We start from the raw sequence: 23,405 nt of genomic DNA, 5'->3' as shown, positions 1-23,405 counted from the left end.
GCAACAACTATTGTGCCGGAACCGCAGGTTCTGCTGGGGTTGCTGGCATCTCTTCTGGTGCGCTGCCGGTGTCTTCTTCAGCAGGTGCCCCGCCAAACATACCAAACAGGCCAACAAACTCTTGCAGTGACATTTTCTGGCCATTCAAATTGACCTGATTATCAGCAAAATGGAAGCTGCTGCTGATAACATCATCTTTGGTGGTGGTCAGTTTAAACATCTGGCCCATAGCGGCAATGCCTTGAACCTGTTGTTGTGCCAGCTTCTGAGCTTCTTCCGGGCTGTAGCCTTGCAGGCGTGCGGCCTGGGTCGTCAACTCAGTTGCCATTGGCATCGGGATAGTCAGGGTTGCGTCAACTTTCTTCACTGACTGTGCTAACAGGGGTTCTGCACTTGCTTTAGTCTGCGCCGGATCAACCAAGTCGATATTCAGGGTAAAGGTACTTTCCCCTTTAGCGTTTTTCCAGCTCAGTGGCGCAATGCTCACGGTTGGATTGCCTTTTAACAGCCCTGGAAGATTGGCAATTAACATCTCAGTCATTTGCTCTTGATAGGCAACAGGATCGAGATTTTCACCAGCCTGAACGGCTTTCAGCACTTGTTGATTATACGCGCTGGTAAACTGCTTCAGGTTTTGGCCATCAAGCTTGTCAAAGGCAAAGGCTAATTTACCGGAACCGAAATCATTACCCTGAATTTTTAATGCATCGAGGGTGTAGCTCAGTTTGCCGTTCAGGTCTTTATCCGTTTCACCCAATTGGGTATTAAGGTTAAAGCCAACCAGTGTTGCCATCTCTTTGCCATCAAGACTGAAACCAATTTGCTTGATAGCGACTTGCTGATCACCAATGCTGAGATCAAATTTACCCATTTTGCTGTCACTTTTCAGCGTCAGGCCCTGCACGCTGAATTGTTCCAGTTGGTCCCACTGATTTTTGCTGGTGAAGACGATATTCTCGCTGCTACCACTCATCTTCACATTACGCATATCGCGCGAAACATCGGCATCAATAGTAGCACCAGAGAATTTCATGCTGGTGGTATTTTGCTGATAGTCGATAGGAATAAAGGTAATGGCGGAAGAGGTATCACCGCTGTATGAAATGCGTGAATCCGCAGTAAACGGTGATTGGCCCTTGGTAACATCAAATAGCTTTTTCAATGCAGGGGTATTGGCAAGTTCGGTATGTACCGATGCCATGCTCGGGATCAAATTGAATTTCTTCAACTGCGCGAACGGGAATGGGCCGTGATCGATAGTTTCGATAAAAGCGATTTCATCACCGTCTTTTAACGCTTTTTCACCCACGACACTGCTATCTGCTTGCAGCACATAGCGAACCTGGCTACGGAACAAACCACGTTGGTAATCTGTATAGGCGAGTTTGACACCGGCTTTAGGCAGCAATGTTCTGATCTGCCCGTTTGCGGTGTTAACCAGCTCGCCCATCCGTTGTTCAATCAGTTTGCCGGTATACCATGAGGCTCCAGTCCATGCTGCGCCAAGTACGACAATGACGCTGACAGCCACTAACGATTTTTTCATTGTTCTGTTCATCCTTTTCTAATACACCAAATTCACTATGTTGAACGCGGTAATGAGTTGCTGGTGAAAAACCACCCAAGAGAATGCCTGAAAAACAGTATTCACCAAATTAATATAGGCATAGATTAACCGGACACAAATATTATTGCGACGATAACTATCCTGAAACGGCAAGTGCGAGTTCTGCGTAATAGCAAAACCCCGTCATTGCGACTATGGAATCTATCTATCACGACAGCAAAAAGCCAGTTATTGACAACAAAATGAGTGACTTCGTTCAGTCTGCGTTGTAAACACGCGCAATAGAGCCAATTCCTTGCACTGTAACCGGTGATTCATTCGCCGGGATAAAACAGGATTCGCCTGGTTGTAGTGTTATTTCCTGCTGCTGTTTTTTCAATACCGCCTGACCCTGAATACAAAACACAATTGCCGCACTAGGTTGTGCCAACACTTGAGTCTCGGCCGTTACTGTATGCAGTGAAAAAGCAAAATCCTCAACAGGGATAGGGAAGGCCAGTTCATTGCCTTGCTGTTTTGGCGTGGTCAGCAGAGTATCAGCCGGTTTGGGGATAAATTGCAGATTGGCCATCAGTTCGGGAATATCGATAAACTTGGGTGTCAGGCCCGCGCGTAATACGTTATCGGAGTTTGCCATCACCTCTAGTGCCACGCCGTTGAGGTAGGCGTGCGGTGTTTCAGCATACAGGAACATGGCTTCACCCGGTTGCAGGGTCACGACATTTAGCAATAAGGGGGAGAACAAGCCGCTGTCATCAGGGTAAAAACGCGAGATACTGCGGATGGTATCCCAAGGTTCACCTAACTGGTTATTTAAGGCTGCTTTCAAAATTCCCAGCGCGAGCGTTTTTGGGTCACCAGCCAAACTCAGCAAACTGGCAAACAGAGCCGCTAAGTGTTCAGTATCCGGTTCGCGCAGGAATGTGGCGATATCGGGATGCGCTGCCGCCAAGGGGTGGAGTAATGCCTGAATATCTTCCAGTGTACGGAAACCATTCATAGCCTGAAAGGGTGTTAGCGCATAGACCAGCTCCGGCTTATGGTTGGCATCTTTATAATTTCTTTCGCCAGCATCCAGTGGGATACCCGCCTGATTCTCTTTGGCAAAACCAATTTCGGCGGCGGTTTTACTGGGATGAACCTGAATCGATAACGGTTGTGCCGCACAAAGTACTTTGAACAGGAATGGTAGCTCACCAAAACGGTTGAAAACATCATGGCCCAGATTAGCATCGGGATCTTGTTCGATCACATCACGCAATGAATGCCACTGGCCGTTAGCATCTGCCACCTGTGAGCTGCTCTTCGGATGCGCACCCATCCACAGTTCAGCCATCGGTTTCCCCTGTGGATTTGCTATGCCATAAAGCTGAGTGAGGGCGTCAGTACTGCCCCAAGCGTAGTTTTGCACTGCATTCTTCATCTTTTGCATATTTACATTCTGCCGTTTGTTAAGGGCCAAATTAAGGGTTACACACAAATCAGTTATTTTATATGACTAATCGCGCCTGGCCCTGCCGCCCAATAAAATTGTCCCTTAGTAAACAATGGCGCTACGGGGGTTGCAAGTAGTAATCGGAGGGTGGGGGGCCAATTGAACGAAAACGGGCACTACCGCCGTTTAATGTCGCGAAGAGGGCGTAACATCGACGCCCCTATTTAGGAAAGTGAGAAAACCGCTAAGGTAAATACGGCGAAAATCACCGAGCAAAAGATAGCGCTTGCCCTTGCCATCCAGTGGTACGCAGGAATTGTTCCCAGGTTAAACTGGCCGGATTTACTTGTCGGCTCCAAAGCAGATCTCGCTCTTTACGGAAGTAACCGTACTCTACCGTATACTCAGCCATACCGATTACCTCATCCACTAATCCCCCAATGCTGGAAAATGTGGGGAAGTGTTGACATAGCTCCTCACGTGTAAACGCCGAGCTGTAGCGGGCTTTTTTCCCCGTGACACGGCTAAACGTTTCAACCATCTCTTTGGGTGAAATGATCTCCCCGATAACAGGCAAAGATTGGCCCGCGTACAGGTCCTTATCATCAAAAATCGCTAACACCGCTGGGCCGGTCGCTGTCAATGGGTCGACAAAAGGTGCGCAAAAATCTTCAGGTAGATAGAGAGGAAAGACTAAAGTATCTCCTTCCATTCGTGGCTGATAGAACTCAAGTAGATTAGTGTAAAAAAACGCCATGTAGATAAATGAACTGGTGACGGGCAGTGTACGAATGTAGCTCTCAACCCGGCTCTTATCGGTAAAGTGTGGCACCCACTTTTTCCCTTCGGTAATCTTTTCTACGTTTTCCAGACTAGAGAATACAATATGTTTTACCCCCGCTTCGACGGCGGCATCTGCTATTTGTTTACCTAACGCTGTTTCGTGTGTTTCCGCGTGGCTTGCCTGCGGCGTGATAGCGGGCGTCATCAGAAACGCGCCATATGCCCCTTTAAATGCTTGAACAAACGTCTCTTTATGGCCCAACTCTAGCGGCACTGCCATGAGTTCTGCACCCTGAAGCGCCAGCTCTTGCGCTTCAGGGGAATCTACCCGCCGCGTTAACGCGCGTACTCGGTAGCGCTGACTCTCTAGTAGCGTGCGCACCACACTACGCCCTTGTTTACTCAATGCTCCCACCACTGTGATGAGTGGTTTGCTATTCGATAACATCAACTGTCTCCTGATCATCCCTACAACATGAACTTGCATTATGATGACGGCTGAGGGATAAGAGAAATCGATTGTTTTATATTAAGGAATCCACCAAATGGATACCACACGGATAGACCTAAACCTGTTGGTCACCCTGGAAGCTTTGCTTGCTGAACAGAATGTAACGAAGGCCGCAGCGCGACTTAATCTCAGCCAGCCCGCAGTTAGTGCGCAACTGAATCGCTTGAGAGAGGTATTTGACGACCCTTTGCTGGTTCCTGCGCGACGGGGGATGACGCCGACTGCAAAAGCGCTGGAGTTACTTACTCCGCTGCGTGCGTCTTTGGACCAACTGCGCCGCACGCTGCAATCGCACAAGGATTTTTATCCCGAGCGGGCTCAACTGACGGTCACCATTGCTGGTACTGACTACATACAGGCTGCGGTCGTCATGCCGCTGGTTTTGGCCTTACGGCAAAGATCACCGGGGGTCCGCATTGCCGTTCGTCACTATAATCCGAGCCAGTTGGAACAACAGTTGGCCAGTGGCGAGGTTGATATAGCGGTTATTACACAAGGTGCCTATCATGCGCGTCTAAGAGCACGCCATTTGTTCGATGAAACTTATGTACTCATCGGGCGGAAGGACCACCCGGGGCTTAGAGACAAGTTAACAATGGCAGATTTTAGCCAACTAGAGCATGTCATTGTTTCACCTTCTGGGGGCAGCTTCACCACACCAATAGACGATGCTCTGGCGGCATTCGGATTTCAACGTAATGTTGTTATGTCGGCAGCGTCATTCCTTTTTGTTCCTGAGATAGTCGCCACTAGCGACCTTGTTGCTTTAATTCCACGGCGATTGTGGCAAGTGCAGGGGCAGCCGGATCGATTCACGATGGTTGAGGTTGGCTGGCTTGCGGAGCAATTTGATGTCAGCTTAGTTTGGCATGAGCGCAGTCATAGTCATGCTGGCCATGGTTGGATCCGAGATTTGATGGTTGAACTGAGTGGTCACAAGGATGAGTGTGCTAATTAGCGGTGTGTTTTAGCCGCCGGCTCGTTATGAGAATATTGATCACAAAATGATATAAATGCGAATCAATCGCATAAAGGTGACAGCAAATGTGCCATGATAGTTGTCATGTCGCCAGTGAGACTGGTATGACATACCTCAACCGTTCAGTTCTACATGCTAAGGAGACCGTGATGGCGACCACCCGCAGTGAAAAAGACTCTATGGGGCCTATCGATGTACCAGCAAATCAATTATGGGGCGCACAAACCCAGCGTTCACTGGAACATTTCCGTATCTCGCAAGAAAAAATGCCGACGGCACTGATCCATGCTCTGGCACTGACCAAACGGGCAGCGGCGCAGGTCAACATGGATTTAGGGCTACTACCAGCCGAACGGGCAAAGGCCATCATGCGCGCCGCAGATGAAGTTCTGGAAGAGTGTCATCCGAGTGAGTTTCCACTGTCTATCTGGCAAACCGGGTCTGGTACCCAGACCAACATGAATATGAATGAGGTTTTGGCGAACCGTGCCAGTGAGTTGTTAGGTGGCGAGCGCGGAAACAATCGGTTAGTACATCCTAATGATGATGTAAATAAAAGCCAAAGTTCAAATGATGTCTTCCCAACGGCGATGCATGTTGCTGCGGTTATCGGGTTGCGGCAACATTTGTTACCGGAACTCAAAACATTGCAGGAGACTCTGGCACACAAAGCGGACGCCTTTCGCGATATCGTGAAGATTGGACGGACGCATTTGCAAGATGCTACGCCATTGACCTTAGGGCAGGAGATATCAGGCTGGGTGGCGATGCTATCTCACAGCGTGCAGCATATTGAAGCGACTATTCCTCATCTGTGTGAGTTGGCGTTAGGGGGGACGGCGGTAGGAACCGGGCTGAATACGCATCCAGAATATGCCGTGCGAGTAGCCAAAGAGATTGCGGCGCTTACCCATCAACCATTTATCACTGCGCCTAATAAGTTTGAGTCATTAGCGGCTTGTGATGCATTAGTTCATGGTCATGGGGCTTTAAAAGGACTTGCGGCTTCATTGATGAAAATTGCCAACGATGTGCGCTGGTTGTCCTCCGGCCCTCGCTGTGGCATTGGTGAAATCGCGATTCCTGAGAATGAACCGGGCAGTTCAATCATGCCTGGCAAAGTGAATCCGACACAGTGTGAAGCCATGACGATGTTATGCGCACAGGTTATGGGTAACGACGTGGCCATCAATATTGGTGGAGCATCCGGTAATTTTGAGTTGAACGTCTTCCGCCCGTTGGTGATTCATAACTTCCTGCAATCAATTCGTTTGCTGGCCGATGGTATGCGCGGTTTTAATGAACATTGCGCGGTGGGTGTTGAGCCAAATCGTGACCGTATAACGCAGTTACTGAATGAGTCTTTGATGTTAGTTACCGCGTTGAATACCCATATTGGTTATGACAAAGCTGCCGAGATTGCCAAAAAGGCTCATAAAGAAGGGCTTACACTCAAAGCTGCCGCCTTGAAATTAGGCTATCTGACCAGTGAACAGTTTGATGAATGGGTCAAACCGGAAGATATGGTTGGCAGTATGAAATAACGGCCAGCCAAACAAACGATTAACGTCGGTCCTTATGACTGGCGTTTTTTACGGATAAAAAACCGGTGTTATCAACCGTCAAACTCAGATCTCCGTTTTCTATACGGCAGCGACTATCAGCAATACAACTTGTCTAAAGGAAACATCGATGGATGAGAACCATAAAGAATTCAGCAGGGAAAGTTTTATCGTTACGACAGACAAATCTCGCTTCGATATTCATGCTATGCACGCATTTTTAACATGCTCTTCCTGGGCTCCAGGAATTGATCTGGAAACGGTCAGACTTTCCGTTAAAAATAGCCTTTGTTTTGGACTGTTTGATGGAAAAAGACAGATTGGGTTTGCCCGTCTGGTCACTGATTATGCCACTTTTGGCTATTTATGTGATGTGTATGTGCTTGAAGAGTACCAGGGATTAGGTTTAGCAAAGTGGCTGGTCGAATGCAGTCAGGCTCATCCGGTTACAACCAGCCTTAGACGGATTATGCTCGTTACGGACACTGCCGCTTTCCTTTATAAAAAGACTGGTTTTCAGGCGATCAATCGTCACGACTTTGTATGGCAGATAAACCGTCCAGATATCTATCTTAAAAAATGTATATGAATTCGTTATGGTTATTGCCCGTACTGGAATTGATCTTGGCAACGCATTATTTATTCAACGTCGATATACAGATGCAGCCTTGGCACCAGTAACCGCAGAGGTTTGGCATCCGGCTTATATTTATGCTTAATTTGGTTGATATCGTAGTCTATTAACTCACCTAACTTAGGCAATTCCGCCGCTGATTGTACCTGGCAAAAAGCAATTAACGGCATAGGGCAGGGGTGCTGCACTTGCTTTTGCTGTTCCTGATACCAAACTCGTGCGATAGGCTGCACTTTTACTGGCCGCTTAATCTTCAGGCGGGTATTTTCAGGTAAACGTTTTACATCATTAATTTCCAAGCTAATTAATTCCATCCACTGTTCGCGGCTAAAAGGCGGCACCGCGCGCCCGGCATTAAGGCTTTTATTCAGTTGAACTAAGATCTCTTCACGGGTGACATTCTTAATTATATGTTTGTTGGCCCAGCCGAAACGCACAGAACTAGGATTGATGAGTGGAGTAATGGTGCGGTAAGTATTTAAGGTAATCAGACCATGCAAATGGGTATGCACAAACTCGAAACGTTGCTCACTCGGTAAGCCAGACTCGACGGTTATGATATGTTCCAACTCATTTTTCAACTGATTAATCTGAGCAATAGTATTTTCACATTCCCCCAGTTGCTTATCACTCACGCTGAAACACAGTACCCCGGGTAAGCGCAGGGCCGCTTTACTGCTCGCATTTTGCCCCTGATGATGAATAAACAACCGCTGGTAATGTTGTAACCCCAGTTCTTTTGCTTTATTACCGACTTTTGCGGTAACGCTGATTTTCTCAATAGGTTGATGTTCGGTACCTTTTTCAATTTCAGGCAGCGAAAATACACGGGCTGCGAGTAGGGGGAGCGCATTAAGTTGCTGGTGGAGATGATCTAATGCAATTTCCAGTGCAGCAAAACTGCCATTCATTCGCTCAATCAAATCATACTTAGCCATTATCTTTTCCAATTAAGCTGATTTTAGTTACAACATACATTGTGTCATATCAGTAAAAACAGCACCATGAAAGCCTGTTGTTAACTTTAATAAAGGGGATATCTATTCGTAATGGCAAAAGATTCAACAGCACGGTTTTTCAGGGTGGATTTACTGGTGGGTTAATATTTATTATCTTGAGTGTCAATTTTACGCCACTTTAACGTAGGAAATAATGTTAATTCAAAAGATAGATCAGACCACACTATCCGGGTGGGTAAAACTCCGTACACAGCTCTGGCCCCATCATGGTGGTGATGCGCATCATCATCATGGTGAAAACATAATTTTTTGTTCTGATAAGCTAATTTCATTTGTTGCTATCGCTGACTCAGGCGATATCGTCGGATTCGCAGATGCTTCACTTCGGCATGATTATGTCAATGGTTGCAATAATACGCCGGTCGTCTTTCTTGAAGGAATATTCGTTGTTGATACATACCGGAGAAAGGGAATTGCTGCACAATTAGTGACTGCCATACAAGCTTGGGGGCGAGTAAAAGGTTGCAACGAATTAGCTTCCGATACCGATACCGATACCGATACCGATACCGATACCGATAACATTGCATCACAGAAAATGCATCAGTCATTAGGTTTCCAAGAAACGGAACGCGTGGTGTTCTTTAAAAAAAATATCAGATCTTAGATAGCGGGGCATTAATATCAATACCCCATACAGATAATCAGGATAGGTGCGCTAAAACAATTTTGGTGGCCGCAGCTAAAACGTCACGACGTGGTTCTGCTTCTTTCTTAAGCTGCGTAAAGTAAACCACTAAAACCAGTGGCGCACCTTTCGCCGGCCATAACACCGCGACGTCATTTGTCGTACCATAATCACCACTGCCGGTTTTATCACCAATAACCCAATCAGTCGGCGCACCTGCACGGATAGTTGCCGCTCCCGTGGTATTTCCTTTTAACCACAAGGCTAACTGCTCCCGTTGCGGTGCAGCTAGGGCATCTCCCAGTACCAACTTGTTGACACTGGCTGCCATAGCCGCAGGTGTTGTGGTATCTCGAGGATCATTTGGCAAAGCAGTATTTAACTCAGGTTCCCAACGATCCAGTCTGAATGTCTGATCACCAATACTACGGGCAAACTGGTTAACCGCCTCGAGTCCCCCCAACTGTTTGATTAACAAATTGGCTGCCGTGTTATCACTATACTGAATAGTCGCTGCGCACAGTTCTGCAACCGTCATCCCTTGTGCTAAATGTTTGCGCGTAATCGGTGCATAATCGAGTAAGTCACTTTCACGATAAATAATGTGTTTACTGAGTAGATTTGGCTGAGATTGGCTATGACCCAACACTGCGGCGGCCAACATTAATTTGAAGGTACTACAGAATGGAAAGCGCTGGCCGCCACGATAGTGAACTTTGGTGCCCTTGTCGGTATTGATTAACGCCAATCCTAAACGGCCATTTGACGATTTTTCAAGTTCAGCGAGTTGATTATCTAATGACATTTTCGCCCCAGCCGCCCAGGATGGTAGTGTAAAATTGAGCAATGGCACGGTGAGACCGGCTAATAATAGCGAACGCCGCAACGGTGAATGTTTCATTCCTGAATCTCGCAAGTGGGAAGAAAAATTTGCCTCTAAACACATGGCGCAGATAGGCAAATTGTTAAGAATTTTCATCAGGCAGTTTACAGTAAGTTATATCAAATAGGGGAAGGGAAAAATTTAAACAATGCCGCATATCGAGGAAATTGATGCCGTGTTACATGCCGCAGGCCGCGATAAACAAGGCTAAATGCCATTCAAAGTGACATATTAGCCTTGTTGGGGGCAGGTAGCTCAAATATTAAGCCAATGCTTTAGCTTTCAATTGCTGGTATTCGCTTTCAGTTATCGTGCCTTCATCCAATAATTTCTTGGCATCAGAAATCTGTTCTGCTGGTGATTTCCCCGCAACCTGGCGGATATAATCATTGGTATCAGATACCGACTTCTGTACCGTAGCGCGATAACGCTGCGCCATGCCTTTCCCTCGGGTAATGAGATACAAAAGAGACGTGAGGAGCGGGATGAAAAGCAGAAATACAATCCAGATTGCTTTATAAAAACCGCCTAACTCATGATCACGGAAGAGGTCAGAAATGACTTGAAATAGAATCAGTAAGTAAGCAATAAAGAAGAAAATTGAAAACGTTGTTACCAGTATGTCCCAAAGCGTAAGAAAGTGACTTGCCATATGTTCTCCTGAAAAAAATAAATTAAGGAAATATTTTTCGTAAAATCCCTAAATACGTTAGATACTTAATTTACACGCTAACTAGCAGTAATCCTGTATTAAGTTTCATATTAATAATAGATACATAGGCGACAGGACGTCAAATTATAGTTTGGCGCCGAATAGATCTTATCTCGATAATTAAAGATTAAATTCGTGCGGCTTCTGGCAATTTACGTAATCGCTGCCCGACATACAGTGCTAGCAGTAGCAGCGTCGCAATAAACCCCACCACCCCAGTCCAGCCTAAATTAAGCCAGAAAATGCCCCCCAATGTTCCCGCTACGCTAGAACCGGCATAATAGCAAAATAGGTAGAGTGATGAGGCTTGAGCTTTAGCGCGACGAGCGCGGCGCCCAATCCAACTACTGGCAACCGAGTGAGCAGCAAAGAAACCGGCTGTAAATATCATCATGCCGAAAAGAATCGTAATCACCGGGGGGAAACTGGTAATAATAACACCGGCCAGCATCATACTTATTGCGGCTAATAATACCGGCCCACGACCATATCGGCTGGTGAGCGAACCTGCTTTCGGTGAACTATAAGAACCCGTCAGATACACTATCGATAATAATCCCACCACTGCTTGACTCATATAATAAGGCTGAGCCAACAAGCGGTATCCAATGTAATTAAATAAGGTGACAAAGCTGCCCATTATCAGAAAACCTTCGGCAAACAGCAGTGGTAAGCCTGGGTCACGCCAGTGCAGCTTGAAATTAATCACCAGTGTTCTAGGGCGTAACGACGTTGGGCGGAAATGTTTAGACGGCGGGAGAATTCGCCAAAACATGCAAGCGGCAGCTAAAGCAAACAACCCAATAACCGCCAGTGCAATACGCCAGGAAAAGAAGTCACTCAACACCCCCGTCACCAGGCGGCCACTCATCCCTCCAATGGAATTGCCGCTGATATACAAGCCCATGGAGAGTGCGACAAAACTTGGATGAATCTCCTCACTGAGGTAGGTCATGGCCACAGCAGCAACGCCGCTTAAGGACAGACCAATCAATGCCCGCATCAACAAAATCCCTTGCCAACTGGTCATAAAGGCACAAATTAAAGTACAGATAGCCGCCAGCATTAGCGCAACGACCATGACCGACTTACGTCCAATGGCATCGGAAAGTGGACCGGTAAACATCAGGCCAAACGCTAACATGCCGGTGGCGGCTGAAAGCGATAAGCTGCTGCCCGCAGGTGAGATATTAAAGTCTTGAGATAACAGTGGCAGGATGGGTTGTACACAATAGAGCAGGGCGAATGTAGCTAATCCTGCTGAAAAGAAAGCCAGTGTCACACGGATAAATTCTGGTGTACCACGTTGAATATATGGCCGTTTAGTTAAACGTGTAACCTCGGGAAGCGGAACTAACGAAGTTGCACCATCGTGTGCTGCGGATGTCGGCGCTACGGTGGTCGTAGTGCGCAAAGAGGTGGTCACGGTATTTCCTTATCAATAACCCAATTAAAGACTGTCTGTTTCGATTTAGCCACTATTTAGCTTAATGAGAAGAGCATAGAAATAGCTGAGTTTTTTGTCTAATATATTAATTATTATAAATGAGACTTTAAACATATCAATGGAGCGCAATGAGTATTGAACTCAGACATTTACGTTATTTCATTGCCGTAGCAGAAGAATTGCACTTTGGTAGGGCGGCAGAGCGCTTGCGCATTTCTCAGCCACCACTCAGCCAGCAAATTCAGAGTTTGGAAGAGCAAATTGGTGCCCGACTCTTGGCGCGTAACAACCGTAATGTCAGCCTGACCCAAGCCGGCTCCTTGTTTTTAAAGGAGTCTTACCAAATTTTAGCCCAAGTGCATTCGGCAGCGGAAAAAGCGGGGCGTTTGCATCGCGGAGAATCCGGCGAACTGACTATCGGTTTTACTTCATCGGCACCTTTTATTAGCACGGTATCTAAAAATTTACAGGCATTCCGGCAACTGCATCCTCAAGTGCATATCAAAATGCGGGAAGTTAACAGTAGACAGCAAATTGAACCTTTACTGGATGGGCGGCTTGATCTTGGCGTAATGCGCAATACACGATTGCCGGAGGCACTGCAATATCGTCTGTTGTTACGTGAACCTTTGGTTGCCGTTGTCCACGAAAAAAGCCCCTTAGCGGCTTTACCTTCGGGGAGTGTTAAATTTAGCTCACTGGCAGAACAACCCTTTGTTTTCTTTTCGCGTGAAGTGGGTACTGCCCTGTATGATGAAATCCTCGCACTATTAACCCGCGCGGGTATCACGCCTTATATTACGCAAGAAGTAGGAGAGGCGATGACCATCGTCGGTTTGGTGTCCTCTGGTTTGGGCGTGTCGATACTGCCTGCCTCATTTACCCGAGTAAAAGTGGATGGGGTGAAATATTTACCTTTGGCTGAACCTGATGCCACCACCGAAGTGTGGTTGGTTAATCATAAACATCGGCCAGTAACCGCCCCAGCAGAAGCGTTGATTCGCTTGATGGTTAAGGATACTCAAGCGACGCCAGCCAACTGACTCCGTATAAATAACCAGCAGTAAAGCCAGGAAAACCGGTGATTATGTGCAGTAAATCACATAACTAATCAAATAGTTGACGGCATATACTAAAAGCCCCAACATAGCCGATAATCTTTATTTAGAAGCGCGAAAAATACTCGGTTGGCAGAGAAGGAGCCGGTTCAGTGATAACGGATGGACAGCCTGGGCACATTGATCAAATCAAGCAGACCAATGCAGGAGCCGTTTATCGGCTGATTGATTTGTTCGGCCCAATATCCCGTATTGAACTGTCTAAACGGGCGCAACTGGCCCCGGCCAGTATCACGAAGATTGTGCGGGAACTGGTTGAGGCTCATCTGGTCAAAGAGACCGAATATCAAGATATTGGCAGCCGTGGGCGGCCTGCCATTGGTTTAGTTCTTGATACCGAAGCTTGGCATTATGTCTCTGGGCGTATCAGTCGCGGTTCTATTACTCTCGCCTTGCGTGATCTCAGCAGTAAACTGGTGGTTGAGGATCAAATTCCGTTACCGGATAGTCATCCTGAACCGCTACTTAATCGTATTCTCAATGAAGTTGATCAATTCTTTATTCGGCATCAAGACAAGCTTGAGCGGTTAACTGCGATTGCAATTACTATGCCTGGCATCATTGATGCCCCGGCGGGTATTGTGCATAAAATGCCGTTTTATGATGTTGATGAGATGCTGCTTGGCCCAGCACTGGAACAGCGCACGGGATTACCTGTCTATCTACAACACGATATTTGCGCCTGGACGATGGCCGAAGCACTGTATGGTGCTTCACGTGGCTGTCAGAATGTCATCCAAGTGGTGATTGATCATAACGTCGGTGCTGGTGTTATCACTGCCGGAAGGGTATTGCACGCAGGTAGTCGTAGCGTAGTGGAGATTGGTCATACTCAGGTGGATCCCTACGGCAAGCGCTGTTATTGCGGTAATCATGGCTGCCTTGAGACAGTTGCCAGTATCGAGAATATGTTGGAAATTGCCCAGCAACGATTAAATGGTTCAATGAGTTCGCTATTACACAGTTCTCCACTGAATGTTGAATCTTTATGTGATGCGGCGCTGGCGGGCGATCAGTTAGCTAAAGATATTATTCTGGGCGTTGGCCACAGTGTTGGCCGAATTATTGCCATTATGGTCAATTTATTTAACCCGGAAAAAATTCTGGTCGGTTCCCCATTAAATAAAGCCGCATCTATTCTACATCCGGCAATTGCGTCATGTATTCGTCAACAAGCACTACCTGCTTACAGTGAGAATATTCTGGTTGAACCTACAGCATTTTTTAATCAGGGCACAATGCCAGGAGCTGCATTAGTAAAAGAAGCGTTATATAACGGTTCATTATTGGTGAAGTTGCTGCAAGGGTAAGGTATTAACACTAATAATTATGGGTTAATTATTAGTGGGTATGTACGATGTATTCCTCCTATTATTTGGTGTTATCCGTTAAAAACCTCTCTCAGTTCGGCAAAACCTTGCGCTAACGCAAGCTGTCTGTTGTCGGCATCGCCTAGACTTTTATCCATGTTGCCAATTTCGCTAATGTTAGGCGGAAAGACTTGAGTCTAAGTGGCCAGATTGCGGAGTATTGTTATGTTAACGCGTGTATTTGTGACGGGTACCGACACTGCTGTCGGTAAAACCGTGGTGTCACGGGCCTTACTTCAGGCCTTAAGCCAAAATGGCAGAACAGCGGTAGGCTATAAGCCGGTAGCGACAGAAAGTAAAGAGACACCTGAAGGGTTGCGTAATCAGGATGCACTTATTTTGCAGGCTTCATCCTCTATAAATTTGGATTATCAGGAAGTTAATCCATTCCCGCTGCAAGGGGATGTTATCCATGCCTGCACGGATACGCTGATTAATTACGGTGCAATGACCGAAGGATTACAACGTTTATCCGCCAAAGCCGATACGGTTGTGGTCGAAGGTTGTGGTGGCTGGAAAGTTATGATGAATGACCAGCGTTTCTATTCTGATTGGGTGATACAGGAACAATTGCCGGTTATTTTAGTCGTCGGAATTAAATTAGGTTGCATCAATCATGCATTATTAACAGCACAAGCCATTATCAACGATGGATTACCCTTATTGGGATGGGTCGCAAATCGAATTAATCCCGGATTAGCTCATTACGCCGAAACAATTGCTATGCTACGCGAACGGTTACCTGCGCCACAATTAGGGCAATTACCTTATCTTCCTCATCCAGAAGAGAAGCCGCTGGCGAAATATTTAGATTTGACGGCGATCGGCTGATCATCTATTTATCCCTTTGGGCTGATTAAATTAATAGTGGCTATCCACTATTGCATTAGTTGCCTATTTTAGCGTGAATGATATACCGAAATCGGACGCAACCATCGGGCTATTGTTGTTGAAATAACACAGGATAATAGTAATCCTGGGAGTAGGGTGTATTCGCCCGTCATTTCGCAAACCATTAATGCCGCCATGATAGGGGCATGAGTGGTCGCAGCCAATAGAGTCGCCATACCGGTCAGTGCCATCAACAACGCAATATTGTCACCAAGAGCTGGCCACCAGGCAAACATCTGCCCACATAACATGCCTAACGCGGCCCCAACAAACAAGGTCGGGGTGAATACCCCGCCCGGAGCACCTGAACCGCTACTGGCTAATACAGCCAACAATTTGCATATCAATATACCTGCAATCAATAAAACCCCTGGCGGAGCTGTCAACAGTGACTGCACCACACTGTAGCCATTGCCCCAGACCTCAGGGAAAATCAGCGATAATAGCCCGACAATTATCCCCCCCAGCGCAAGCTGTAATGGGGGAGAAAGATTCAGCGAGCGGAAAGCATCGCCACTGGCGGCCATCCCTTTTAAAAACAAGGGGCCACAGAAGCCAGCCAGCAAGCCTAATAGTGCCATCAGTAAATATTGTATTGGCCACGGTGATGGTAGCGCTTGCACTTGATAAAGGGTTTCCTGGCCACCGTGTAGCAGGTTGGTGGTGAGCAATGCACTGACGGCAGCGATCACTACTGGCCCAAGTGAGGCCAGCATCAACGTACCAAACAGAATTTCCGCAATAAATAGACTGCCCGCCAGCGGCGCATGATAGGCGCTGGCCATCCCGGCGGCGGCACCACAGGCAACCCAAAGCTTCCATTCGTTAGGTTTGGCATAGCGCTGAGCAAAAACGGACGCAAACAAAGCGGCCAACAGCACCATTGCCCCTTCGCGACCAATCGCACTGCCGCTGGAGACCACGAGTAATGAAGCGAGAGACTTGACCAGACTGGCGGAAACATCTAACCGGCCATCACCGATCTCGATGGCCTCCATATAATCAGTTGGCGCACTGGGCTTTTGTTTTCGGTAACGCTGGTATCCCCATAAAAGAGCACCGGCGGCCAAACCACCTAATGCGGGGGTTAATGCGCGTCGCCAGCCAGTAATAGAAGAGGCAGCGGCTACCAGACTGCCATCAGTTCGGGCAAATAACAGCCACTCCAAGCCCAACATTGCTTGATGGAATAACCAAACAATCAAGGCTGCCATCATACCCAGCATGATCGAAATCAGTAGTCGACGCAGCATGGCGCGATAGTAATACAGGTGGGCAGGCCGTTTCATGCAACGCTACTGACTGACATAGTGAGGTAAACCCCATACTTTGGTGATTGATAGGTAAGTTGACGGAGAGTGTGTTACTTGTCATCGATTGTTACTTGCCATCAAATGAATGACCAGTAAAAATTGAGAAATGCAGAAATAAATTATTGATAAAACAAAAGGGTGCACCGAAAGGCACACCCAGACCGGTGACGGCGAAATTACTCGCTGTCGGTTATGCGGGTATAAACAATTTTCTGGCTATCATTTTCGCAATGTCCAACCACCTGACCGCCAGCTTGCTGAACTTGATCATTAGGAACGATATCCAGTTTAAAGCCGGACTCAGGCACCCCATTATTGATAATCTTCTGCGTGATATCTGCTTTCACACTTTCACAAGATGCCAGAGCAGCCAAAGGGGCCAGCGATAACAACAATGTACTGATAATAAGCGTTTTTTTCATCATAAAATCCTTATGTGGATGAATAGCTTGCCTAACATATTGATTCTTAAACCGTGCCTAAAGGATAGTCCAGATTCTCATAACCTCAAGTAAATCTGAGCCATAGCCACCCATTACGGATTAATCTGGCGACCTGATAGCCGATCCAGACAGCGCTGCGTGTTAGGCTCCCAATAGGCGTTCAAATTTTCACTGCGGTCGCAGTTGTCTTTCGCATCTTCAGCCCGATCAAACTTATCAAAGTTCTTTTCAACCCGGGTATTAACTTTATTGCGCAGGCGATGAGTATCATCCCATTGCTGTTGGCTTTGGCGAGCCTGTTCTTTGGACATCGAATCATTACTACCACCAACAGAAACACAAGTGCTGCCTTGGGTGCAATTGGTCGCCTGTGCCAGGGCCGGTGTTTGCCAGGCAAGCATAACCAAAGCTAGCGGTAGAAACGCACGCGTCAGGCGTGGCAGGCTAGTTATTTTCATCGTCTTAAGTCCTTTATTAGTCGGTGATGTTAAATCATCATGTGGTTTACTGGCACGCTATCAGCGGATAAAAAATTATATCATTGCTTTCGGTATATAAACCAGTCAGCGACAGGTTTGTCGGGAATATGTAGAGTAACCTAATGTTAATTTTAAACATTTGCCTCAGAGGTAAGATGTTGCTGGCAATATCAAGAGATCAGAACATGTTAAAGACGTCGTTACTGTTTTTTGTTACCGCACTGGCTGAGATAATTGGCTGTTTCTTGCCCTATTTGTGGTTACGTAAAGGAGGCCCTCTCTGGTTATTACTGCCCGCGGCGGCCAGTCTGGCAATGTTTGTCTGGTTATTGACACTGCATCCCGCTGCCAGTGGGCGTGTTTATGCGGCATACGGTGGGGTTTATGTCGCGACAGCGCTAATTTGGTTACGGGTAGTGGATGGCGTGAAACTTTCACTGTTCGATTGGGTCGGCGCAGGGGTCGCTCTGATTGGGATGCTGATTATTGTTGCGGGCTGGCGAGTAAATTAAGGGTGGGGCGGTGATAGCCCCCTCGTTTTCTTTATTGTACTAAATGTGATTATGATGATATTAATTAAAACTGACAAGCAGCCATTGAGATTATATATAATAAATTTTCGACTATATTTTTAGTTGATTTGTCTTTTGGTATGCATATGGATAAAATGCCTAAACGGAAAAATTTTTATTACAGTGATTTCGTTAAAACCATCACTTCAATATGATAGCATCCATCAAGCTTCATGCGGCAATGAATATTTAAATTTATTATAATGGGTTTATTTATAATTATTTTCCTAAATAACATTAGGGCAGGATTAATTCACTTAAGATTAATAAATAGTAGATAACTAAAGTGCCTTCGAGACCATCTTGATATCGCGGATTCTGTTGAGTATACTTTATAGGGTTGCACTCAATGGTCACATTCTTTTTTATTAAAAATAACTTGAGAGGCTGAACTGATCATGGATGAAAAAAATAAGCCATCGGATTCAAAAAATTTAGTCGTAAAATCCTTAAATTCACTGCCGCTGATTTCCATTATGGAACACAGCCATGAACCGTGGGTTGTGAGAGATTGCCAATCGCGTTACGTGTACGTAAATCAAGCCGGTCTGGATTTTTTAAATTTACCTGCTGGTTTTGATATCGAGGGACGGTTAGATAACGAATGTCCGGCTGATTGGGCGGAGTTTGCTGAACAATATCAAGCGAATGATAGAAAAGCGGAAAAAAGTGGAAAACGTGTGGCTATTATTTCAACCAATTTTTATGGCCGAGATAGAATACTAGAACCCTACTATTTACCCAGGTTTCCTATTTACAATAAAATCGGTGAATGTATAGGAACATTAACAAATGCCAGCAAATTAAATTTTATTTCTCTTTCTCAATATATAGACCGCCGTACACCTTCAGTATTAACACTTACCCCGCCAACAGATCTGTTTAGTGAAAAAGAACTTGAGATAATCTTTTTCATATTACAACCTATGACTACTAAGATGGTAGCGAAAAGGCTTTCTTTATCAAACAGAACAATAGAAAATAGATTAGGTATAATGTACGAAAAATGCGGTGTTGGTTCTATAAATATGTTTAGAGAGTATTGTGGGAACTTAGGTTTTGATTTATATATCCCCCCTAAGTTTGTAAGACCCAATGTTCAAAATCAGAGTTAATTTTATATTAAAAACACCCAACGCCAAGCATGCTGATAATTGTTGCGGACTGGCGGATAAATTAAGGGTGGGGCGGTGATAGCCCCAGCCCAATTTTACCCAATAACGCCTGATATTAACCTTCGCGATGAATACTCAACCCAGCAAAAGATTGACTGACCGGCATCATCTCCAGTGAGTTAATATTGACCCGTGCTGGCAGCGTAGCAACCCAATAGACGGCTTCAGCGATATCCTCAGGTATCAGTGGATTAGCGCCATCGTAGGTTTTATTGACTTTATCGCCATCGCCTTTAAAGCGAACTGCTGAGAATTCAGTGCCACCGACCATACCAGGCTCAATATCCGTCACACGAATATGTGTACCGTGCAAGTCAGCACGCAGACCCAGACTAAATTGTTTCACAAACGCTTTCGTGGCTCCGTAAACATTACCACCGGCATACGGCCAGTTGGCGGCAGTAGAGCCGATGTTAATCACGTGACCAACATTACGTGCCACCATTGCGGGCAATAATGCACGAGTCATATTCACCAAACCTTTGGTGTTGGTGTCAATCATCGTATCCCAGTCTTCAACATTAGCTTTATGTGCAGGTTCCAACCCCAATGCCAAACCGGCATTGTTAACTAACAGATCGATATCTTTTAGTTCGGTAGGTAGCTCATCGATAACTTGCTGAATAGCCGCACGATTCCGTACATCTAAACGAATGGAAGGGACTTCCCCTGGATATGCGCCTGATTAACTCTTATGCAATCATGGGGTAAACATAGCCCCGGAGGGATTCGTTATGACCATCACTACTGTCGGTATCGATCTTGCTAAAAATGTGTTTGCTGTTCACTGCGTTGACCAACACGGTAAAACTGTTCTGGTTAAACCCAAAGTACCGCGTGCTGCGCTTCCTGAGCTGATTGCCAGTTTACCTCCCTGTGTTATCGGGATGGAGGCATGCTCTGGGGCTCACTACTGGGCAAGGTTGTTTCGGCAGTATGGTCATGAACCGCGCCTGATGGCAGCTAAATTTGTATCGCCTTACCGTATGGCAGGTAAATCAGGGAAAAATGATGCTGCTGATGCTCAGGCTATCTGTGAAGCTGTTCGTCGTCCGCATATGCGGTTCGTACCAGTGAAAGACGAAAGCCAGCAGGCCATGCAGTGTTTACATCGTACCCGGCAAGGTTTTATCGAAGAGAAAACAGCAACATATAATCGCCTGCGAGGGTTGATCTCTGAATTCGGCGTCATCGCTCCACAAAGTACAGATGCCCTGCGCCACATGGTATCTGAACAGAAGAAATCTTTGCCGCTTCAGGTTCAGCAATGTGTTGATGACCTGCTGAAACACATTGATCGCATTGAAAATAACGTTACTGAATATGACCGGATCCTGTCCCGCATGGCAAAAGCGGATCACCGCAGCCAACGACTGATGGAACTGAAAGGGATTGGCCCCACAACAGCCTGTGCTCTGGTCGCCAGTATCGGTAATGCACACGATTTTAAAAATGGACGACAACTGGCAGCTTGGCTGGGACTAACGCCATCGCAATATAGTAGCGGCGGAAAATCAAAGCTTGGCAGGATAACGAAGGCGGGCGATTCGTATCTACGAACGCTGTTGGTCCAGGGCGCTCGTTCAGTTCTGATTGGCGCCGAGAAAAAGACAGACTCATTCAGTCGTTGGGTTTGCTCGCTAGTTGAGCGCAGAGGATACTGGCGTGCCGTTGTGGCCATAGCGGCTAAAAATGCAAGACTGTGCTGGGCATCACTACATTATGGTGATGATTTCAGGTTGTACTCAGTGAGCTAAAGCACGAAACTGATTAACCATCTTAACTGCAACTCGTTGATGATAAAGGGTTAGACCCCGTGAGATATATCTGACTATTGTACAGGATATACGTATCCGTTAAACGAACAAGAATCTCACGAGCGTCTTTCATCAGGGTCCGAATCGATTACGATTCCTCATGACCGTTTATAGTACCGCAGTCTCTCCCCTTTAATTTTAATGACGAGCAGACAGGAACCGAAAAAACCGGTGTTGACATGCCGGGGAAGCCCTTATAGTACGATATGTAACTGCTCACCCAATTCGTCCTTCAATTCTTCCAAACGCTCCTGACGACGACCTGTCGCGATAACCTGATGACCGTGGCTAATAAACTTTCGAGCGATTGCCTCACCAAACCCTGAGGTTGCACCAGTGACGAAAACGATCATACACATTCCTTATTTTTAGTTGTTAAAAATATAATTGATATGATTAACATACTCTTAACTACAGAAGGAAGCTATTCCGGCATAGTCCACTACACATTTTAGCGTCGTGATGGTTTCTTACGTACTTCATCGCCCGCATCACCGCTAAGGGTTAATGTATCTACTAACGATAGTAATGCGACCAGCGCGATAACCACAAATGCTATCTGGAAATTCTCCAATGGGATCACACCTGCGCGATGGGGGTGAAACCACTCAGCTATCCGCAGCGCTAAGGCTCCGATGGCGATGCCGAGGCCAATTGCCATCTGTTGCGCCATATTAGATAGCGTATTGGCACCGGCCATTTTCGGACCAGGCACTTCAGAAAAAGCCAGCGTATTGAAAGCAGTAAACTGCATTGAACGCGTCAATCCGCTGATAAATAACAACACAATAATCAGCGTTGTTGGTGTTTCTGGCGTGATAAACGCACAGGCAAAGATAGTCGCGGCATTGAGTAAACCATTAACCAATAGTGTAGGGCGGAAATGAAAGCGATAGAGGATAGCAGAGGTAAAAGGTTTCATTACCAGGTTACCAGCAAACACCGCCAACACTAACAAACCGGCATTAAAAGCGCTCAGGCCAAAACCTATCTGAAATAGCAACGGCAGCAAGAAGGGAACAGCACCAATAGCCATTCGGAATAAACCGCCACCCCAGATAGTGACGCTGTAACTTTTTATTTGCAAAGCCCACAAATCAACCAATGGGAATGCCTGATGTTTTGCATGATACACCGCCAGTGAACCTAGTATCAGGCTGCCTGCAATACAGAATAGTGGGATTAAACGTGACAAGTTTTGATGATTAAATAATTCCAGACCAAACATCAGGCTAAAACAAGCAGCGCCGGTTAACAGAAAACCAAGGGTATCAAAAGGCGTTTCTTTCTGTGGCGACTCCTGCGGTATTAACCGCCATGCAAGCCATAACCCAATGATCCCCAATGGAACATTTAATATAAATATCCAGTGCCAAGAAGCATAGGTAGTAATAAAGCCCCCCACAGGAGGTCCGAGTATCGGGGCTACCAATCCGGGCCAGGTAATGGTGGCGATGGCTTTGATCAGATCAGGTTTGGCCGTATTACGTAATACAATGAGCCTACCGACCGGGACCATCATCGCACCGCCAAAACCCTGCAAAATTCTTGCGGCAGTAAATGTCATCAAATCAGTGCTTAATGCACACAGCACTGATGCTAATGTGAAAATAATCATTGCGGCAGCAAAGATATTACGAGCGCCACAGCGATTGGCAATCCAACCACTGGCAGGAATAAAAACCGTCAGTGTCAGAATGTAAGCAGAAATACCAATATTCATATCAATGGGATGTACTGCAAATGCCGTCGCCATCTGCGGCATGGCGGTGACAATAACTGTCCCATCGAGATTTTCCATAAAGAAAGCGCCAGCAACCAATAATGGCAGAGCGGAATTGCGCACTATCGATTGGCTCATCATTCGCACCAGTGGGAGTTGTGGTAATTTACTGATTTATATTGGAATAGATAATTTAAGTTGGCTACTGGAATCACGTTTCAGATCCACAAGATTTTCTGACATATTTCGAGCATACCGGATCTAGATAGGATTAAAAAGGGGGGTTATTGGTGACGGTGTAACAAAAAAACAGGCAATCAGGGAGATTTGCCATCTAATAAAAT

Annotated in this window: 21 protein-coding genes and 2 pseudogenes; 10 read left to right on the top strand and 13 right to left on the bottom strand. The window is 46.2% G+C overall.

All coding sequences use genetic code 11. The annotated features are described in order from the left end of the window. Positions 1-7: 7 nt before the first annotated feature. From A6J66_005660 to A6J66_005650, 3 genes are all read right to left on the bottom strand, one after another. Positions 8-1,546, bottom strand: coding sequence for a DUF945 domain-containing protein (locus tag A6J66_005660; GenBank protein PNM23729.1), 1,539 nt, complete (start codon positions 1,544-1,546; stop codon positions 8-10). Between the two features lie 277 nt (positions 1,547-1,823). After that, positions 1,824-2,999 (bottom strand): mannose-6-phosphate isomerase, encoded by a 1,176-nt coding sequence (locus A6J66_005655; protein ID PNM23728.1) that lies wholly within the window; start codon positions 2,997-2,999, stop codon positions 1,824-1,826. A 268-nt stretch (positions 3,000-3,267) separates the two neighbouring features. Continuing rightward, complete coding sequence (locus A6J66_005650) at positions 3,268-4,233, bottom strand: NmrA/HSCARG family protein (GenBank protein PNM23727.1); 966 nt, start codon at positions 4,231-4,233, stop codon at positions 3,268-3,270. A 97-nt stretch (positions 4,234-4,330) separates the two neighbouring features. On the opposite strand from A6J66_005650, the gene A6J66_005645 reads away from it, so the two are divergent. The 3 genes from A6J66_005645 (at position 4,331) to A6J66_005635 (ending at position 7,426) form a co-directional block, all read left to right on the top strand. Further along, positions 4,331-5,254 carry a LysR family transcriptional regulator gene (locus tag A6J66_005645; GenBank protein ID PNM23726.1) on the top strand — a complete coding sequence of 308 codons (924 nt, stop codon included), beginning with the start codon at positions 4,331-4,333 and terminating at the stop codon, positions 5,252-5,254. A gap of 170 nt (positions 5,255-5,424) precedes the next feature. Continuing rightward, positions 5,425-6,819, top strand: coding sequence for a class II fumarate hydratase (fumC, locus tag A6J66_005640; protein ID PNM23725.1), 1,395 nt, complete (start codon positions 5,425-5,427; stop codon positions 6,817-6,819). Positions 6,820-6,967: 148 nt separating this feature from the next. After that, complete coding sequence (locus A6J66_005635) at positions 6,968-7,426, top strand: N-acetyltransferase (GenBank protein ID PNM23724.1); 459 nt, start codon at positions 6,968-6,970, stop codon at positions 7,424-7,426. Positions 7,427-7,476: 50 nt separating this feature from the next. On the opposite strand, the gene A6J66_005630 is transcribed toward A6J66_005635, so the two are convergent. Further along, on the bottom strand, positions 7,477-8,409 hold the full coding sequence (locus tag A6J66_005630) for a DNA replication terminus site-binding protein (GenBank protein PNM23723.1): 933 nt from the start codon (positions 8,407-8,409) through the stop codon (positions 7,477-7,479). A 214-nt stretch (positions 8,410-8,623) separates the two neighbouring features. On the opposite strand from A6J66_005630, the gene A6J66_005625 reads away from it, so the two are divergent. After that, positions 8,624-9,097, top strand: a complete 474-nt coding sequence (locus tag A6J66_005625) for an N-acetyltransferase (GenBank protein PNM23722.1) — start codon at positions 8,624-8,626, stop codon at positions 9,095-9,097. A gap of 37 nt (positions 9,098-9,134) precedes the next feature. Here the strand turns inward: A6J66_005625 and A6J66_005620 are convergent, their stop codons facing one another. The 3 genes from A6J66_005620 to A6J66_005610 all read right to left on the bottom strand — a co-directional run bounded on the left by A6J66_005620 (position 9,135) and on the right by A6J66_005610 (position 12,139). After that, positions 9,135-10,019, bottom strand: coding sequence for a class A beta-lactamase (locus A6J66_005620; GenBank protein PNM23721.1), 885 nt, complete (start codon positions 10,017-10,019; stop codon positions 9,135-9,137). Between the two features lie 244 nt (positions 10,020-10,263). Beyond that, a complete protein-coding gene (locus tag A6J66_005615) occupies positions 10,264-10,653 on the bottom strand; it encodes a hypothetical protein (GenBank protein ID PNM23720.1) in 390 nt (129 codons plus the stop codon). Positions 10,654-10,840: 187 nt separating this feature from the next. Beyond that, positions 10,841-12,139 (bottom strand): MFS transporter, encoded by a 1,299-nt coding sequence (locus A6J66_005610; protein PNM23719.1) that lies wholly within the window; start codon positions 12,137-12,139, stop codon positions 10,841-10,843. A 149-nt stretch (positions 12,140-12,288) separates the two neighbouring features. Between A6J66_005610 and A6J66_005605 the strand changes: the two genes are divergently transcribed. The 3 genes from A6J66_005605 (at position 12,289) to A6J66_005595 (ending at position 15,479) form a co-directional block, all read left to right on the top strand. Beyond that, positions 12,289-13,203: a LysR family transcriptional regulator gene (locus A6J66_005605; protein ID PNM23718.1), complete on the top strand. Its 915-nt coding sequence runs from the start codon at positions 12,289-12,291 to the stop codon at positions 13,201-13,203. Positions 13,204-13,370: 167 nt separating this feature from the next. Continuing rightward, the gene (locus A6J66_005600) at positions 13,371-14,588 is read left to right on the top strand and encodes an ROK family transcriptional regulator (protein ID PNM23717.1); all 1,218 of its coding nucleotides are present in this window, start codon (positions 13,371-13,373) and stop codon (positions 14,586-14,588) included. Between the two features lie 225 nt (positions 14,589-14,813). Then, complete coding sequence (locus A6J66_005595; protein ID PNM23716.1) at positions 14,814-15,479, top strand: ATP-dependent dethiobiotin synthetase BioD; 666 nt, start codon at positions 14,814-14,816, stop codon at positions 15,477-15,479. Between the two features lie 68 nt (positions 15,480-15,547). Here the strand turns inward: A6J66_005595 and A6J66_005590 are convergent, their stop codons facing one another. The 3 genes from A6J66_005590 to A6J66_005580 form a co-directional block, all read right to left on the bottom strand. Then, complete coding sequence (locus tag A6J66_005590) at positions 15,548-16,828, bottom strand: voltage-gated ClC-type chloride channel ClcB (GenBank protein PNM23715.1); 1,281 nt, start codon at positions 16,826-16,828, stop codon at positions 15,548-15,550. 200 nt (positions 16,829-17,028) lie between these two features. After that, complete coding sequence (locus tag A6J66_005585) at positions 17,029-17,274, bottom strand: DUF1161 domain-containing protein (protein ID PNM23714.1); 246 nt, start codon at positions 17,272-17,274, stop codon at positions 17,029-17,031. A gap of 113 nt (positions 17,275-17,387) precedes the next feature. Next, positions 17,388-17,753 carry a hypothetical protein gene (locus A6J66_005580; protein PNM23713.1) on the bottom strand — a complete coding sequence of 122 codons (366 nt, stop codon included), beginning with the start codon at positions 17,751-17,753 and terminating at the stop codon, positions 17,388-17,390. Between the two features lie 206 nt (positions 17,754-17,959). On the opposite strand from A6J66_005580, the gene A6J66_005575 reads away from it, so the two are divergent. Next, a complete protein-coding gene (locus A6J66_005575) occupies positions 17,960-18,286 on the top strand; it encodes a YnfA family protein (protein PNM23712.1) in 327 nt (108 codons plus the stop codon). A 458-nt stretch (positions 18,287-18,744) separates the two neighbouring features. Continuing rightward, on the top strand, positions 18,745-19,461 hold the full coding sequence (locus A6J66_005570; GenBank protein PNM23711.1) for a LuxR family transcriptional regulator: 717 nt from the start codon (positions 18,745-18,747) through the stop codon (positions 19,459-19,461). A 115-nt stretch (positions 19,462-19,576) separates the two neighbouring features. Here the strand turns inward: A6J66_005570 and A6J66_005565 are convergent. Beyond that, positions 19,577-20,176: pseudogene (locus A6J66_005565) on the bottom strand (NADP-dependent 3-hydroxy acid dehydrogenase). A gap of 79 nt (positions 20,177-20,255) precedes the next feature. Here A6J66_005565 and A6J66_005560 point away from each other — a divergent pair. Further along, positions 20,256-21,278 carry an IS110 family transposase gene (locus A6J66_005560; GenBank protein PNM23710.1) on the top strand — a complete coding sequence of 341 codons (1,023 nt, stop codon included), beginning with the start codon at positions 20,256-20,258 and terminating at the stop codon, positions 21,276-21,278. A 260-nt stretch (positions 21,279-21,538) separates the two neighbouring features. Here A6J66_005560 and A6J66_005555 read toward each other — a convergent pair. Then, positions 21,539-21,697, bottom strand: a pseudogene (locus A6J66_005555) (NADP-dependent 3-hydroxy acid dehydrogenase). A 92-nt stretch (positions 21,698-21,789) separates the two neighbouring features. Further along, the gene (locus A6J66_005550; GenBank protein PNM23709.1) at positions 21,790-23,199 is read right to left on the bottom strand and encodes an MFS transporter; all 1,410 of its coding nucleotides are present in this window, start codon (positions 23,197-23,199) and stop codon (positions 21,790-21,792) included. Positions 23,200-23,405: the final 206 nt, after the last annotated feature.

Source organism: Yersinia enterocolitica (assembly GCA_002082245.2).
GTDB lineage: Bacteria > Pseudomonadota > Gammaproteobacteria > Enterobacterales > Enterobacteriaceae > Yersinia > Yersinia enterocolitica_E.
Note: the sequence above shows the minus strand (reverse complement) of the source record. Positions and strands in the feature narration are given on the sequence as shown.